The sequence below is a fragment of the Halomonas alkalisoli genome (genome assembly GCF_021412585.1).
Lineage (GTDB): Bacteria > Pseudomonadota > Gammaproteobacteria > Pseudomonadales > Halomonadaceae > Halomonas > Halomonas alkalisoli.
The window spans coordinates 91,247-105,174 of record NZ_JAKCMI010000040.1; the positions used below are offsets into that span (position 1 = coordinate 91,247).

15 protein-coding genes and 3 pseudogenes are annotated in these 13,928 nt (G+C 59.8%); 13 read left to right on the plus strand and 5 right to left on the minus strand.

Going from position 1 to position 13,928, the window contains the following annotated elements:
• Positions 1 to 13: 13 nt before the first annotated feature.
• On the minus strand, positions 14 to 1,426 hold the full coding sequence (locus LY622_RS17915) for a PhoH family protein (RefSeq protein ID WP_234292135.1): 1,413 nt from the start codon (positions 1,424 to 1,426) through the stop codon (positions 14 to 16).
• 481 nt (positions 1,427 to 1,907) lie between these two features.
• Between LY622_RS17915 and LY622_RS17920 the strand changes: the two genes are divergently transcribed.
• A complete protein-coding gene (locus LY622_RS17920) occupies positions 1,908 to 2,540 on the plus strand; it encodes a cell division protein ZipA C-terminal FtsZ-binding domain-containing protein (RefSeq protein ID WP_234292136.1) in 633 nt (210 codons plus the stop codon).
• Between the two features lie 25 nt (positions 2,541 to 2,565).
• Here the strand turns inward: LY622_RS17920 and LY622_RS17925 are convergent, their stop codons facing one another.
• Positions 2,566 to 2,781 carry a DUF3820 family protein gene (locus LY622_RS17925; RefSeq protein WP_234292137.1) on the minus strand — a complete coding sequence of 72 codons (216 nt, stop codon included), beginning with the start codon at positions 2,779 to 2,781 and terminating at the stop codon, positions 2,566 to 2,568.
• Between the two features lie 180 nt (positions 2,782 to 2,961).
• A complete protein-coding gene (locus LY622_RS17930) occupies positions 2,962 to 4,452 on the minus strand; it encodes a hypothetical protein (RefSeq protein ID WP_234292138.1) in 1,491 nt (496 codons plus the stop codon).
• Between the two features lie 550 nt (positions 4,453 to 5,002).
• On the opposite strand from LY622_RS17930, the gene LY622_RS17935 reads away from it, so the two are divergent.
• From LY622_RS17935 to LY622_RS17955, 5 genes and pseudogenes are all read left to right on the plus strand, one after another.
• The gene (locus LY622_RS17935; RefSeq protein WP_234292139.1) at positions 5,003 to 5,620 is read left to right on the plus strand and encodes a LysE family translocator; all 618 of its coding nucleotides are present in this window, start codon (positions 5,003 to 5,005) and stop codon (positions 5,618 to 5,620) included.
• Between the two features lie 388 nt (positions 5,621 to 6,008).
• Complete coding sequence (locus LY622_RS17940) at positions 6,009 to 6,578, plus strand: sugar O-acetyltransferase (protein WP_234292140.1); 570 nt, start codon at positions 6,009 to 6,011, stop codon at positions 6,576 to 6,578.
• 12 nt (positions 6,579 to 6,590) lie between these two features.
• Positions 6,591 to 6,671: pseudogene (locus tag LY622_RS22740) on the plus strand (VOC family protein); the annotation flags it as partial.
• Positions 6,672 to 6,685: 14 nt separating this feature from the next.
• Positions 6,686 to 6,799: pseudogene (locus tag LY622_RS22745) on the plus strand (glutathione transferase); the annotation flags it as partial.
• A 118-nt stretch (positions 6,800 to 6,917) separates the two neighbouring features.
• A complete protein-coding gene (locus LY622_RS17955; protein ID WP_234292141.1) occupies positions 6,918 to 7,466 on the plus strand; it encodes a dihydrofolate reductase family protein in 549 nt (182 codons plus the stop codon).
• 25 nt (positions 7,467 to 7,491) lie between these two features.
• On the opposite strand, the gene LY622_RS17960 is transcribed toward LY622_RS17955, so the two are convergent.
• Complete coding sequence (locus tag LY622_RS17960; RefSeq protein ID WP_234292142.1) at positions 7,492 to 7,692, minus strand: hypothetical protein; 201 nt, start codon at positions 7,690 to 7,692, stop codon at positions 7,492 to 7,494.
• A gap of 599 nt (positions 7,693 to 8,291) precedes the next feature.
• Between LY622_RS17960 and LY622_RS17965 the strand changes: the two genes are divergently transcribed.
• The 6 genes and pseudogenes from LY622_RS17965 to LY622_RS17990 all read left to right on the plus strand — a co-directional run bounded on the left by LY622_RS17965 (position 8,292) and on the right by LY622_RS17990 (position 12,277).
• On the plus strand, positions 8,292 to 8,795 hold the full coding sequence (locus LY622_RS17965) for a DUF6622 family protein (protein WP_234292143.1): 504 nt from the start codon (positions 8,292 to 8,294) through the stop codon (positions 8,793 to 8,795).
• 66 nt (positions 8,796 to 8,861) lie between these two features.
• Positions 8,862 to 9,350: a hypothetical protein gene (locus tag LY622_RS17970; RefSeq protein WP_234292144.1), complete on the plus strand. Its 489-nt coding sequence runs from the start codon at positions 8,862 to 8,864 to the stop codon at positions 9,348 to 9,350.
• Positions 9,351 to 9,475: 125 nt separating this feature from the next.
• Positions 9,476 to 9,964 carry a DUF6653 family protein gene (locus LY622_RS17975; protein ID WP_234292145.1) on the plus strand — a complete coding sequence of 163 codons (489 nt, stop codon included), beginning with the start codon at positions 9,476 to 9,478 and terminating at the stop codon, positions 9,962 to 9,964.
• Positions 9,965 to 9,999: 35 nt separating this feature from the next.
• A pseudogene (locus tag LY622_RS17980) lies at positions 10,000 to 10,206 on the plus strand (antibiotic biosynthesis monooxygenase family protein); the annotation flags it as partial.
• A 518-nt stretch (positions 10,207 to 10,724) separates the two neighbouring features.
• Positions 10,725 to 11,210: a VOC family protein gene (locus tag LY622_RS17985; protein ID WP_234292146.1), complete on the plus strand. Its 486-nt coding sequence runs from the start codon at positions 10,725 to 10,727 to the stop codon at positions 11,208 to 11,210.
• A gap of 353 nt (positions 11,211 to 11,563) precedes the next feature.
• Entirely contained in the window at positions 11,564 to 12,277 is a 714-nt protein-coding gene (locus LY622_RS17990) for an NERD domain-containing protein (protein ID WP_234292147.1), read from the plus strand.
• 222 nt (positions 12,278 to 12,499) lie between these two features.
• On the opposite strand, the gene LY622_RS17995 is transcribed toward LY622_RS17990, so the two are convergent.
• Positions 12,500 to 13,111: a phage integrase N-terminal SAM-like domain-containing protein gene (locus LY622_RS17995; RefSeq protein WP_234292148.1), complete on the minus strand. Its 612-nt coding sequence runs from the start codon at positions 13,109 to 13,111 to the stop codon at positions 12,500 to 12,502.
• A 225-nt stretch (positions 13,112 to 13,336) separates the two neighbouring features.
• Between LY622_RS17995 and LY622_RS18000 the strand changes: the two genes are divergently transcribed.
• Positions 13,337 to 13,801: a type II toxin-antitoxin system RelE family toxin gene (locus LY622_RS18000; protein WP_234292149.1), complete on the plus strand. Its 465-nt coding sequence runs from the start codon at positions 13,337 to 13,339 to the stop codon at positions 13,799 to 13,801.
• Positions 13,802 to 13,928 lie beyond the last annotated feature (127 nt).

Consider the following 13,928-nt stretch of genomic DNA (forward strand, 5'->3'; position numbering starts at 1 on the left):
GAGTGTCATGGTGTCAGAGCAGCTCTTCGCCGGCGAGTGCCAGGCGTGAGCGCTCCACGCTTCTCAGGGTGACATGGCTGGCATGGGCCCAGTTGCTGAAGCGCTGGACCACCGCCGCCATGCCGCAGGTATTGGCGGTGAGGTAGGGCGTGTCGATCTGGCCGACGTTGCCCAGGCAGACGATCTTGGTGTTGCGCCCGGCGCGGGTCACCAGGGCCTTGAGCTGCTTGGGGGTGAAGTTCTGGGCCTCGTCGATGATCAGGAAGGTATCGTTGAGCGTGCGGCCGCGCATGAAGCCCGGCGCGCGAATCTGCACGCGGGAGCCGATCAGCGTGCGGGTGGCATCCTGGCTCCAGCTGGTGCTGCCGTCATGCTCGTCGCGCAGCAGGTTGTCCATGTTGTCGTGGAAGGCGCCCATCCAGGGCGACATCTTCTCCTCCTCGGTGCCGGGCAGAAAGCCGATGTCCTCGCTCATCGTGATGGGTGCCCGGGTGAAGACGATGCGCTCGAAGCGCTTGGCGTCCAGGGTCTGCTGGAACGCCGCCGCCAGGGTCATGAAGGTCTTGCCGGTACCGGCGCTGCCGGCGATGGTCACCAGGTCGATGTCGTCGTCCATCAGCAGGTTGAGGGCGAAGTTCTGGCGGCTGTCGTGGGCATGGACCCCCCAGACACCGGCCTTGTGGCGATAGTTGGTGAGCAACTGCAGCCGGGCGTGGTTGGGGCCCAGTTCGCGAACGATGGCCTCGAAGCCGGCGCCGTTCTCACTGTCCGATACCAGCATGCCCAGGTGCCAGTCGGCGGGCATGCTCCCCTCCAGGCGGTAGAAGGTGTGGTGGTCGACCCGCTCGACGGTGACGTCCACTTCGAGCTGGTCCCAGGGACCGTTGTCGCCTTCCGAGTCGGGATAGATGCGTACGCCTTCGAGCATGGCGTCGCTGTCGCTGAAGGCGCGGTCGGTCAGGTAGTCCTCGACCGGTACCCGCAGGGCGGCGGCCTTGACCCGGAGGTTGATATCCTTGGAAACCAGGATGACCGAGGCGTCGGGACGTTCGTCGCGCAGCCGGCAGGTCTCCGCCAGCAGCCGGTTGTCGGGGCTCTCTTCCAGGTGCTCGAGGGACTTCAGTTCGGGGTAGCAGAGAAACCGCAGCCGCCCCATCGGGGTGCCACCGGCGCGGGGAATGGGAATGCCTTGCTGGATTTCGTCGAAGGAGACCTGGTTGGTCAGGTCGGAGAGGGTGCGACTGACCTGGCGGGCGGTGCGAGCGATCTCGCGCAGGCCGTTCTTGTGCTTGTCGAGCTCCTCGAGCACGGTCATGGGGATGACCACCTCGTGTTCCTCGAACTGATACAGGGCAGCGGGGTCGTGGATCAGGACATTGGTGTCCAGCACATAGAGCCGCTTGGCTTTCTTGTCGAGTCGAACCATCGGGCAACGCTCCTGAGTAGAGGGCACCTCCGACACTGACCCGCTTGCCTTTCCATCGTCTGACAGTCCGGCATCCTCACTGGCCAGTGCCACTACGAAAGGCTGGTTCCTCCTCTTCAACCGTCTTTCAGACGTTTGACTCTAGCATGACGCCTTCGTCACCGGCCTGCCATCGAAAGGCTTCAACGATCAGCGCCGTTCCACCAGAGCCAACCCTGTCGGCGTGAGCCGCTAGCGTTGATAGCCGGCATGGTTCGATGTGCCATATCGGCATATTATTGAATGATCGTTGAACCGGCCCGAGCCCACGGCACATAACGCTTTCAGGCTAACCGGGGAGCCGGCACACGCCGACGGGAATAGAGCGACTGTGCCGATAGCGGCGTCTGTCCTCCCGGCGATTGGCGAAAGGATCGGCTTGATACGCAGAAGCAGGGCGCACCCTGCCGAAAACATGACATGACAACGTAGGGAGAAGTGAATGGATCCGGCTATCGTGGTGTTGCTATTGGCCGGCGCGGCGCTGTTGCTGGCCATGGTCTGCATGGTGATGTTTTTCTCGGGCCGCGCCCGGCGCAGCGCCACTCCACCAGTCGCCCCAACGGAAGCGCCGCCGGCCAAGCCGGCTGCCCCTGTCGAGCCCGAAAGCCCGGCTCGGGAAGCCGTCGCTGAGCCCGCGGAACCGCCACCCACCCATCGCTTTCAGGCGGTATCGGGCAACGATATCAAGCAGTGCCTCTTCGTGGTGCTCGACTGGCCGGGTCTCGACACCAATCGGCGCCTGGCCAAGCTGTTCCGGGAGGTGAATGCCCACTACGACACCAAGCTCGGCGTCTACGTGCTCCGCGACCCCCAGGCCGGCTACAAGCTCACCATCGCCAACTCCTCGCCCCCCGGCACACTGCCGCCCATTCACGAGGGTGACGACCAGCCCATCGTCAACGGCGTATCGATCCTGATTCACTTCGTCAACAAACGCAGCGTGGCGCGCAACCCCGAGACGCTGATTCGCATCACCCAATCCATCGTCGCCATCGGCGGCCATATCCTCGATGCCGATCGCAACGAAGTCAGCAAGGAAGAGTTCGAGCGACTGAGGCAGCAGGCAATATAAGGCTGGTGGCGGTATTCCCTGATGGTCAGCCCTTGCGACGCAGTGGATTGAGCAGCTCACCCAGGCCGTTGTGGTCGATCTCGTGCATCAGGTGCAACAGCCGGCCGATCTCGCCCGGCGGGAAACCCTCACGGGCAAACCAGTTCAGGTAGGGGCCGGGCAGGTCGGCGATCAGCCAGCCTTCATACTTGCCGAACGGCATCCTCAATGTAACCAGCGTCTCCAGATCCTCGGGATTCACGCCTGTCGCTCCTTTGCCGTTTGCAGTGGACACTCTGACAGCACGACACTCTACGGCGTCGCGCCGTCGCCCGCCAGCCGTCTCCTTGACGGAAAATACCGCTGTTGGAGCGCCCGGTTCGGCGTTCCGACTCCGCGTCGCGACTGGCACCGATAGGCGCCCTGGCTTAGGCCGCTGCATTCAGCGGGTCGTGGGCACCCGATCCCACACGCGGCGGGCGTTGAATTCACCCTGCACACGGAATTCGCGGGTGTCGCTCAAATTGTTCAGCGGGGTGACGTGGCCTTCCACATCGAGCTCGCCATACATGATTTCCTCCCCGATGCTTTTCAGGCGGACTTCGCCGCTTACTCCACGGCCGACGGCCACGTGCATGATCTCGCCCGGTTCGCTGACATCCCCGACCAGGTAATAGGCTATGAGGCTGCCTTCGACGGCTGCGTTTCCAGCGCCCACCTGCAGGGTCCCGGGCTCAGGTATGCCTGCGCCGACTCGCAGCAGGATCAGACAAGCGGCGCGGTCCAGCGAGGGCAGATAGGTTTCTGCTGTCAGGGCGAAACCATGGCCGAAAAAGTCATCCTCCTGACTACCGAACGAGGCTTCGCCCAGCACGCTCCCTTGCGGAAAGCCCTCCACACGGCCGCGAAACGAGGCGTGTTCTTGCATGGTTTCCGACAGGGCCTCTCGCGCGATTCCCTCAGGCAGCGGTGGGCAGGCGCCAAGCATTCTGGCCATCATCGGTGGGCTTTCGAGATATTCCAGAGTGGCGGCATCCACTCGATGTGGATTCCCCAGCACCGCGTAGTCCAGCGGCTCTGCACCATCAGTGAACTCGGTCATTGTCAGGCGGAAGCTGGAGCCCTGGGCTTGACCGACGGGCTCACCCTCCTCCAGCTCCCAGCCCTGAGCTTCGAGCGACGCCAGTTGCTCCGGGTCGATGCTGAAGGACTGGAACTGAAGCTCGGCGATCATGCCCTTGGGTTCGAGGGCGTCGACCAGGCGATCCAGGTAATAGCCTTCCAGGCCGTCCGGAGCCGCCGGGGCGATAGCCATCCGGAACAGGCCCGGACTCGGCTGAAGGGCGGCAGGGGAGAAGGGGAGGTCCTCGAAGAACCAGGCCATGCCATAATTCATCATGGCATAGGGCTCGTTGGCATCGTCCTCCAAGTACGTGTGTTCAGTGACCGTGGCGACGCGGTAGCCATGTGCCTCGCGTCCGGCGATCTCCCGCGTATCGCCGGTTTCTGCTACATGCACATGCACTTCATCCACCCGGCGCTGTTTGCCAAGGACGTCCTTGTACGTCAGCGGCGGTTCGGTTTGCTCGGCGTCGAAAACCGGCACCAGCAGATCGTTCTGCGGGTCAATACGGTAGCTGCGATTATCCAGGGATGAACCGACGTAGAGGTCTTCCGAGCCACCTAACCCCGTTTCTTCTTCGGGATGGATACGGGTGAGTTCCGGTCCTTGGGTCAACGTCCAGTACAATTCCTCGCCCTGGATCTCCATGAAAAAGCGATAGCGATAGTGTTCGCCTTCCGCCTCGATGCTCACCGGCAGGGTGTGTACCGGAAGCTCGCCGGCATGGAGTGCTGCCACGGGTGTCAGCAGTAGAGGAATTCCAAACGCCAGCGGCTGCAGGCCGTTTCTTAGTGGTGTGCCAGAGCGCATCTTGCACCTCCTTCTCGAAGCAGAATCCTTTTGCACGGTGTAGTTACAAGATGACGCAATTCGTGACAGTCCGCCTCCTTTAAAATAAGGGGTGTCTTGCTGTGCTGCACGCAGCCCTGACACTGCCGTTTGACGCCCCGAACGAGCCTGTCGATGACAGTTGCAGGAACGAGGTGGAGCTGGAGCCCTGGGTGATCGAGCCGCCGCAATAGCGGGGCCGACTGCTTTGCGGACAGCGACTGCCGGTCTGGAGCCAATGCCAGGCCGGCGGGCGCTATCTGGCGGCCGTGTTTGATAGAAGAAGCCAGCAACACTCAAGGGTAGCGGGTAAGTAAGCACTCGCGGGGGGCGTCGGGAAGGGTATCGAAGACCGCGTCGAAATCCCCGAGGATGGCGCTACGATCAGCTTCTAACTAGCTTGAAGGCTGCCTGTCGCCACAGGCAGCTATTAATTCAGGTCCTCTGAATAGACGGTTACTCCGAAACGATTTTACGAGTAACTTAGAAACCCAATACCCTCAATACCGGTTGATTGATTGGGATAGCCATCATGGACCTGACGACGCTATTGCTGTTCATACCGGCCTGCTTCGCGCTCAACCTGGCGCCGGGCCCCAACAACCTGCTCTCCATGAGCAACGCCAAGCGCTACGGCGTCAACGTTGCCTGCCTGGCGGGGATCGGCCGCCTGGTCGCGTTCGTGGCGATGATTGCACTGGCGGCCTCCGGGCTTGCCACGCTGCTGTATGCCTCGGAAAAGCTGTTCCTTGCCATCAAGCTGCTGGGGGCGGCCTACCTGTTCTGGCTGGCCTACCAGCTGTGGTTCGCCGAACCTGGTGAGGAGCGGGAGTTGGAAGGGCGGCAGCGCAGCCTGTTGGGGTTGGCTCGCCAGGAGTTCCTGCTGGCGGCGGGCAACCCCAAGGCGATCCTGATCTTCACCGCCTTCCTACCGCAGTTCGTCGACCCTGCCGGCCCCGTTGCGCTGCAGTTCACGGTCCTCGGTGCGCTCTTCCTGCTGCTCGAGTGGGTGGCCATCGCCGGCTATGCCTATGTCGGGGCTTTCCTGCGCCAGTGGTTCTCCCGCCCCGCCATGCGGCGGCTGTTCAATCGTGGCTGTGCGGCGCTGCTTGGCAGTGCCGGGGTAGGTTTGCTGGTGGCTCGTCGGTAATGCCTGCGATGGCAGGAAAAATCAGCTGTTGGAGCGCCCGGTTCGGCGTTCCGACTCCGCGTCGCGACTGGCGCCGTCAGGCGTCTTGGCGGAGGCTGAAAGGTTGCTTGTCGTCGCGAATGCCGGCAACACCGCCGGGAGGCCTGCGGCCTCCAGTCGTGATCTGAAGATACTCCAACAACGACGTGGCACCGTCGGTGGAGAAGGCAGCTGTTGGAGCGCTGGTTCCCATCGCGACTGGCGCCGTCAGGCGCCTCGGCAGCAGCATCCCATCTCCTTGATAGAAAATACCGCTGTTGGAGCGCCGCTCCGCGTCGCGACTGGTGCCGATAGGCGCGAATGGAATGTGCTGCTGAGTATCTGGAGGCGGAAGAGCCGAGGAGTGAGCATGACGGAAAAGGAAAAAATGCTGGCCGGCGAGCTCTACGATCCTCGCGATGCCCAACTTCAACGCGAGCGCCGCCGTGCCCGCCTGTTGATAAAGGCCTTCAACGACTCGAGCGACGATCAGGGCCAGGAGCGCAAGCGGCTGCTGCTCGAACTGTTCGGCGCCATGGGCAAGGGTACTTTTATCGAGCCGCCGTTCTACTGCGACTACGGCGGCAATATCAGCCTGGGCGAGCGGGTCTTCTTCAACTTCAACTGCGTGATCCTCGATGTGGCGGTCGTTACCATCGGCAATCACGTGATGTTCGGCCCCAACGTGCAGGTCTACACAGCCACCCATCCGCTCGATGCCGAGCAGCGCCGCAGCGGACTGGAAGCCGCCAAGCCCATCACCATCGGCGACGACGTCTGGATCGGCGGCGGGGCGATACTCTGCCCCGGCGTCACCATCGGTGCCCGCTCGGTCATCGGAGCCGGCAGCGTGGTGACGAAGGATATCCCAGAGGATGTGTTTGCCGGGGGCAATCCCTGCCGGATGATACGTTCTCTCGTGAATGAAACATCCCGCTGAAAGGAGCGAGGCATGGTCACCGGCATCAACCATCTGACGCTTGCGGTGCGTGATCTCGAACGCTCATTCGACTTCTACACTCGCGTAGTGGGCTTTGAGCCGATCGCCTCTACTTCCTCGATCCGGATGGCCACAAGCTCGAAATCCACTCGGGCAATCTCGAAAGCCGGCTGGCGGAACTGCGCAAAAGCCCCTATGAAGGATTGGAGTGGTACGTTTGAGAGGGTTAGAGGGTAAGTAAGCGCTGACTGGTGGGCTATCATTCCTTTTTCGCGGGCAAGGGACTGAACGACCGCTGAGGTAGCCGGAAGAGCGCCTGATCAATCGGAGCCGAATACCATGAAGACGCAGTACTACACGGCCACGAGCCTCGACGGCTTCATCGCCACCGAAGACGATTCCCTGGACTGGCTCTTTCCGCTGGCAGACATCAACGATACGAGCTACTCCGCCTTCTTCGCGGAGGTCGGGGCGCTGGCCATGGGCTCTACGACCTATGAGTGGATACTGCGTCATTCGGAAAAAGTCGCCGAGGAAACCGGCTCGTCATGGCCCTATGCGCAGCCAACCTGGGTCTTCTCGAGCCGCAAGCTACCGAGCATCGAAGGTGCGGATATTCGCTTCGTGCAGGGTAGCGTCTCGCCCATTCATGCCGAGATGGTACAAGCGGCAGGCGGAAAGAACCTCTGGATCGTGGGCGGTGGCGATCTGGCCGGCCAATTCCATGATGCCGGCTTGCTGGACGAAATCCTCGTGCAGGTGGGCTCGGTCACCCTGGGCAACGGCAAGCCGCTGTTTCCACGCCGCATCACGAACCCGCCGCTGGAACTGGTCTCCGTCCGTCAGGTGGGCACGGGTTTCGCGGAGCTGTGCTATAGGGTGCCGTGAGCCAGAGGAAACGCTGATTCTCAGGTCATCGAATCCGGCTGTGCTCCAACTGTCGCTGGGCTTCGGCCAGCGTGTGGGTTTTGCCACTCCAGGGCAGACGCTCGCCTGCGTAGTGGAGGTGGTACTCGATCTGGCATCGGCCCTCGTCGTCCAGAATCTCGTAGCGGTGGATCTGGTCGCCGAACTCGTTGCACCACCAGTTGTCAGGGAGTTTGGTCCAGTTCATGGCGTCACCTCCACTGGCGCATCAGCGCCAGGATTCACCAGTTCACCACAGAGCGCTTGCGCTCGGCTTCGATCTCGTCGGCTCGGCGGGCCTCTTGCGATGCCACAGCGCCTTGCTGACGAGGGGCGGCGCCGCCTTGAGCCTGTCGATCATGCTGATACCCCTGTTGGCAACCGCCCGACAGTACCGGCTGGCTCTGCTTCTGCCTCTTTAGCTATGAGACACTGTCGATGTCGCCATTCGGATACATAGAGATTCTGTTTAGTGACATTAGATTACATTTAGTCTAGTAAAAGCCTATTGGCTTGCCCACACCAATCTTGAGCTTTTTTTACGAGGCCTTGGAAGCGCGCAGCGGCGCTGGTGTGGGGCCACGACCGTAGCCTTTGCCTGTTATGTGGTCGGCATCCTGCCGGTGTTGTTGGGGCACAATGGGCTAGCCGAGCGGGTGGAGTGCAAGTCCTTGATAAATATTGGCACTCGGCTTTCTTCAGCGCAGCTATATCTTTCGCTACAGAACACTCACGCAGCGTATGCTGACTGGAGGGGGTGGTCTCGCTTCGCTATGCTGAGGCGAAATCGGCGCCAGGGAATCGGCCATGCTCTTCGAGATAATAAGAAACACACCGCGCTGGGTATTCCTGCTCTTCATCGTGCTGCTCGTCACCGGCTATCGGCAAAGCCGAGAACGCACCGCCAGCCGACGCAGTACCACCATCCTGCCGGCGGTCTTCCTCGTCCTGGCGTTATACGGCGTCGTTTCCGCATTCGGCACCGACCCCGTCGGTCTTGCCCTATGGGCGCTTGGCGTCACGCTCTCCGTGGCGCTTCACCTCAAGCTCGCCATCCCCAGGGCAGTACGCTTCTCTCCCGAACGCCAAGCCTTCCACCTGCCGGGTAGCTGGCAACCGCTGATCATCATGCTGGCGATCTTCTTCGCCAAGTACACGGTGGAAGTGATACGCGCACGACAGCTCCCCATCGCCGACACGGCGGTGTTCACAGCCACCGTCAGCCTGCTCTATGGCCTGTTCAGCGGCGTGTTCCTGGGGCGGGCGATGGTAATGTGGCGGGCTGCGCAGGTTAGTCAGGTTCGGACCTGAAGTGAGTGATACTGACATTGGGGATGCATTGGCCCGCGGGTTAACTTCAGCGTTAAAGGGTAAAGTATGACCACGAAAGAAATCACGGCAATAGCACTACGGTTATTCTCACTATGGCTTTTGGTCCAAGTGATCCTCAATGTACCCAGCTTGGTCATGTATCTCACAAGCATGGAACAGTACCAAGAGCAGATCATTCCAGGGTACGTCTACATTGTAATGATAGGCAGTTTTATCGTTGTTGGGCTGATGGCTGTATATTTGATATGGCTCGCGGCAAAATCCGTTTTGGCTTACGAAGCTGGCGGAAGCGGTTCTGCTACGGATGACCAAAGCCAGAAGTTCCTGCTGCAGCTAGGAGGAGTGTATTTCATTGTGACTTCGTTGGCCTATTTGCCTCGATCACTTGGCTTCTTTCTGTCCTCGATGGAAGTGTCGTATGTGCATGTCTTGTCGCCGCTGGGTCTTCTGTTTCAGCTTTTTATTGGGTTGGCGCTGGTATTTAACGCCTCGTGGTGGGTGCATTTTCTTGCAAGGCTGAGGGGCCGCCCGTAATGGCTTTAACAAAGCCATTAAATCGCAGCCCTGCGGTCGCTGAAAGCGACGGCCGAGTTTCGTCGTCAGCAGGCGTGTGATTCGCAGATCTGGAGGTTGTGAGGGCTATGGCGTACGAGCGAGCGATGGCAGCCATGTTCTGGATGAACGAGCAGACGTGGGCACGACACGCCAACCCCTGGAGCGTCTGGACGCGTAACACAGCCCTCCCTCTTCTCGTGGTCGCGATCTGGAGTCGCGTGTGGCTGGGCTGGTGGGCACTGGTACCGCTCCTTCTTGCGCTGCTCTGGACGTGGCTCAACCCGCGTCTCTTTCCCGTTCCCGCATCTACGAAGAACTGGGCTTCGAAAGCCGTTCTCGGCGAGCGTGTATGGCTGAACCGCGGGCAGGTTCCCATACCGGCGCATCACAGCCGTGCTTTACACTTGTTGAGCGCCATCGCAGTCGTTGGCCTGCCCTTCCTCGTGTGGGGGCTGTACAACCTCCAGCTTTGGCCTACGCTGGTGGGCTCGGTACTGATTTATGCGGGCAAGCTCTGGTTCCTGGATCGGATGGTCTGGCTCTATCAGGATATGCGTGAACTCCACCCCGAGTACCGACGTTGGCTCTACTGAGTCGCTTATCAACCGTCAAACAACAACCAAGGCGCCTGGCGGCAACGCAGCCGGGGTTTCTGGGTATAGAGTCCGCCAGGGAGAACCTGGGCATTACCGTGTCCTACTGGGAAAGCCTGGAAGCCATACGGCAGTGGAAGAGCAATGCTGAGCACCAGGAGGCGCAACGGCTGGGGCGCGAGCAATGGTACTCCAGCTTTCGGGTGCGAGTCGCCAGGGTGGAGCGCGAGTACGGCGTTTGATCGGTACCGGCGGCTGTTCAACCGAAACTCACGCCTCGATTCATATCCCATCGCCCTTGAAGCCCACCTTCCAGGTACGCCGGGGATGCAGTGGGTGATGACCTGAAGGCGCTGACCTAGAGCGAAATCGATGAAAAACGCCAGAGCGTTCCGGAACAGAAGTGCTGCCCGCTGCGCCTGGTGATTCCACCCATGCAGATACTGGGGGTTCGCTCCCTATGTGAATCGCTTCGGCAAGCAGACGCTGGCTAACAAGCTGATCGATGCCGAGCTCTCCATCGAGCGGGAGTGGCAGCCCGGAAAAGGGACGGTTTTCATCGTTGCCAGGAAGGGTGAGTAGACGAGTCAGCCGGCTTAGCGATCTGAAGGGCCCCGCCGCGGGCAGCGGCTGTTGAACGCTTATCCTGCTAATCCGGCCTTGTATAGCCCATGGCGGCTTCTTTCCGGCTGGCCTATCTTTTCCTGACCGAGGAAAGCATCAACCAGGCAGCGATGAGCCATGCCGCTAGGGGACCATCATGACGAAGATCTCAAAGAACACAGTTTGCCTTTGGTACGAACACGATGCTGAGGAAGCGGCATTGTTCTACGCCAAGACCTTTCCCGATTCGTCCGTCGGCGCGGTGCATCGCGCACCGGGCGACTCTCCTTCGGGCAAGCAAGGGGACGTATTGACCGTCGAGTTCACCGTGATGGGTATTCCCTGCTTGGGGCTGAACGGTGGGCCGGCGTTTAAGCACAATGAAGCGTTCTCTTTCCAGGTTGCCACGGAAGACCAGGCCGAGACTGATCGGTATTGGAATGCAATCGTCGGCAACGGTGGCCAGGAGAGCGAGTGCGGTTGGTGCAAAGACAAGTGGGGCATCTCTTGGCAAATCATTCCAATCGCGCTCACCAAGGCGTATACCGGCTCCGACCGCTCCGCCGCCAAGCGGGCGTTTGATGCAATGATGACGATGAAAAAAATAGACGTCGCCGCGATCGAAGCGGCAGTTCGTGGTTAGAAGCCGGGGGCTAGCAACAGCATGCAGCGACGGCGCTGCGTCTGCCTTCATTCCGCCTCTGGCCTGGCATAAGACGGTCAATCCCGGGCCCACGGCGCTGCGCTTTCTGTTTACCCTTGCTGAAAACCGGCCCATGTAAGAGATGGCTTACATGGCGTAAGCATTTACCCTCATCGTCACGACCAAGGTCAAAAATCAGGCGCGTTACGTAGATTTACATGTATGAAAACGTTAGCTTGGGGCTAAGCGGGCTGAAGCAAAGGCCTGATGCCGTTCCCCACAGCTGAGATGACATCTTGGATTACGCGATCATATTTGAAGCCGCAAGGCCGCTGTGGTGGGTGCTTCCCATCGTGGTGCTTCTCGGCATCATCAAGTCTCGCTGGTTCAAGGGCATCTTCGGCGAAGCCTTCGTCAAGCTGATCGCCAGGCTACGGCTGCCGGCGGAGGAGTACCGGGGAGTTCACAACGTCACGCTTCCCACGCCCGATGGCACCACCCAGATCGACCACGCACTCGTCTCCCGCTACGGCATTTTCGTCATCGAAACCAAGCACATGACGGGCTGGATATTCGGCAGCGAAAGACAGGCCCAATGGACCCAGAAGATCTACCGCAAGACCTTCAAGTTCCAGAACCCGCTGCGTCAGAACTACAAGCATGTGAAGGCGCTGGAAGCCCTGCTCGACGTGCCGGCGGACACCATTTACTCGTTGGTGGTTTTCTCCGGTAGCGCCGTCTTCAAGACCAGGATGCCGGACAACGTCACTATCGGCGGCGGCTATGTGCGCTACATCAAGTCGTTCCAGGAGCCTGTGCTGTCGGACGCTCAGGTTCAGGAAGTATTGGAAAGCATCACAACCGGCCGGTTGGCGCCTAATCGCGAAACGCACCGTCAGCACGTGAAACACCTCAAGGCACGTTTCGAATCCATCGCTGAACGGACATGCCCGAAGTGTGGCAGCGGCATGGTGCTGCGCACATCCAAGCGAGGCGCAAACGCCGGCAACCGGTTCTGGGGCTGCTCGGCCTATCCCAAGTGCCGGGAGATGCAGGATGTGGCGTAGGGCTGGGTATCAGGCGAGGGAGAATCAATACGGGCCTGCATCGTAGGACTCTTTTCCTCAAGATGCGGCTACGCATGGCGATGCGTTCATTTAGTTAGCTGCATGTAATCACATGCTTCGAAGCGGGGTCTCATCCCGATGGAGGCATGCCGGCGGCCAATAACCGCCAGGGAGGGGGCTGGTAGCAGCATCCCCTGGCGGTAGCGTGCCTGAATGTTTCGATCATCTCTTATCCCAGAGGGCTACGTACGCCGGCAAAGCCCTTTCCCAGCACATGCGTATATGCTGCAAGAAGGGAATGCAGATCGCAGGGAGCAGGGTGGTTCTGTCCTTGTCGCCCTTGCCAGCTCTCACCGTAATAACCTGACGTTCAAAATCGATATCCCGGACACGTAGGCGGCATGTTTCGATGAGCCGCAGCCCTGAGCCGTACATCAATGTCCCCATCAGATACATGGAGCCAGATAGGTGGCTCAGCACGCCCATCACTTCCTCGTGGGATAGCACCACTGGCAGCCGGCGTGGGCGCCTGGCGCGCGAGAATTCACCGATGTCTCCCAAGGGCTGCTCAAGGACATGGCGATAGAGGAACACGATGGCATTCAGCGCCTGGTTCTGTGTGGAGGCTGCCACATGGCGTTCCACCGCAAGGTGCTCTAGGAAGGTGCGTACCTCGGAGCTTCCCATGCTGGAAGGATGGCGCACGCCATGGAAGCGGATGAAGTAGCGTATCCAGTAGCAGTAGGTTTTCTCGGTACGTGGGCTGTAGCGCTTCACCCGCATGGTAGCCTTCACCCGGTCCATCAGCTTCGGCGGTCTGTTGTGCGTATCCATAGAGCAGCTCCCTCATGATATGGATATACATACAGTATTATTGGTCCCGGCAAAACGCGCAAGCGCGTGAATTCTGCATAGGTGGCCGAGCTATACTTAGGTTCGAGAAAAATCAACGCGTTGGGATAAATGAGGCGCGTCAGATAATATTGATGAATGCGCAAGATGTTCATTCAATATCAGGACGTGCGGTCCAATCACTGTTAGGCCCGAAAGGAAGGTGATATGAGCGAGCTAGATCTAGCCTTGGCGGATATTGCGGCAGGACGTTTTGTCACGCTCGAATACAAGTGGGAGCTTGATTGCGAGCTAAATGAAATCTGGGGTCCAGGGAATGACGAAAATGCAATCCTCAAGTCCAGCGCCTCCTACAGTGTAAGAGAGCCGGATGTTCCGTTTTCGCTTTCCGAACCAAAACCAATGGCTTGGTTTCTTGCATTCACCGACACATTCAGAAAGGCAATCTCAGCTGTAGATAGGAAGTTGCAGGGGAGGGTCATGTCAGCTATTTCGGAATTGTCTGAAAACCCAGTCACGCCCCAAGGAAACACACGCAAGCCACTCTCCGGGAATATGAAGGGGCGCTGGCGTTATCGCCTCGGTGACTACCGTCTTGTATACGAGCCCGAAAAGACCAAGCGAATCATTTTTCTGCTCGATTTCGCTTCGAGGGGTGGTGTTTATGACTAGCGTTTGGCCTAACAATCGGTTTCACCCCGACGTGGACTTCCCCCACCCCAGTGGACACGCATCGATAACTCCCCAGCAGGAGAGAACCGATGCCCGAGATGATCACGGGGAAGAAAACGCAACGCTA

What these genes read in the sequence shown, in the direction of transcription:
- LY622_RS17915 (WP_234292135.1), bottom strand. Translation starts at nt 1,426, where the DNA reads ATGGTTCGACTCGACAAGAAAGCCAAGCGGCTCTATGTGCTGGACACC.
- LY622_RS17955 (WP_234292141.1), top strand. Translation starts at nt 6,918, where the DNA reads ATGAAGACGCAGTACTACACGGCCACGAGCCTCGACGGCTTCATCGCC.
- LY622_RS17975 (WP_234292145.1), top strand. Translation starts at nt 9,476, where the DNA reads ATGGCAGCCATGTTCTGGATGAACGAGCAGACGTGGGCACGACACGCC.
- LY622_RS17965 (WP_234292143.1), top strand. Translation starts at nt 8,292, where the DNA reads ATGCTCTTCGAGATAATAAGAAACACACCGCGCTGGGTATTCCTGCTC.
- LY622_RS17970 (WP_234292144.1), top strand. Translation starts at nt 8,862, where the DNA reads ATGACCACGAAAGAAATCACGGCAATAGCACTACGGTTATTCTCACTA.
- LY622_RS17995 (WP_234292148.1), bottom strand. Translation starts at nt 13,111, where the DNA reads ATGGATACGCACAACAGACCGCCGAAGCTGATGGACCGGGTGAAGGCT.
- LY622_RS17930 (WP_234292138.1), bottom strand. Translation starts at nt 4,452, where the DNA reads ATGCGCTCTGGCACACCACTAAGAAACGGCCTGCAGCCGCTGGCGTTT.
- LY622_RS18000 (WP_234292149.1), top strand. Translation starts at nt 13,337, where the DNA reads ATGAGCGAGCTAGATCTAGCCTTGGCGGATATTGCGGCAGGACGTTTT.
- LY622_RS17960 (WP_234292142.1), bottom strand. Translation starts at nt 7,692, where the DNA reads ATGAACTGGACCAAACTCCCTGACAACTGGTGGTGCAACGAGTTCGGC.
- LY622_RS17920 (WP_234292136.1), top strand. Translation starts at nt 1,908, where the DNA reads ATGGATCCGGCTATCGTGGTGTTGCTATTGGCCGGCGCGGCGCTGTTG.
- LY622_RS17985 (WP_234292146.1), top strand. Translation starts at nt 10,725, where the DNA reads ATGACGAAGATCTCAAAGAACACAGTTTGCCTTTGGTACGAACACGAT.
- LY622_RS17935 (WP_234292139.1), top strand. Translation starts at nt 5,003, where the DNA reads ATGGACCTGACGACGCTATTGCTGTTCATACCGGCCTGCTTCGCGCTC.
- LY622_RS17940 (WP_234292140.1), top strand. Translation starts at nt 6,009, where the DNA reads ATGACGGAAAAGGAAAAAATGCTGGCCGGCGAGCTCTACGATCCTCGC.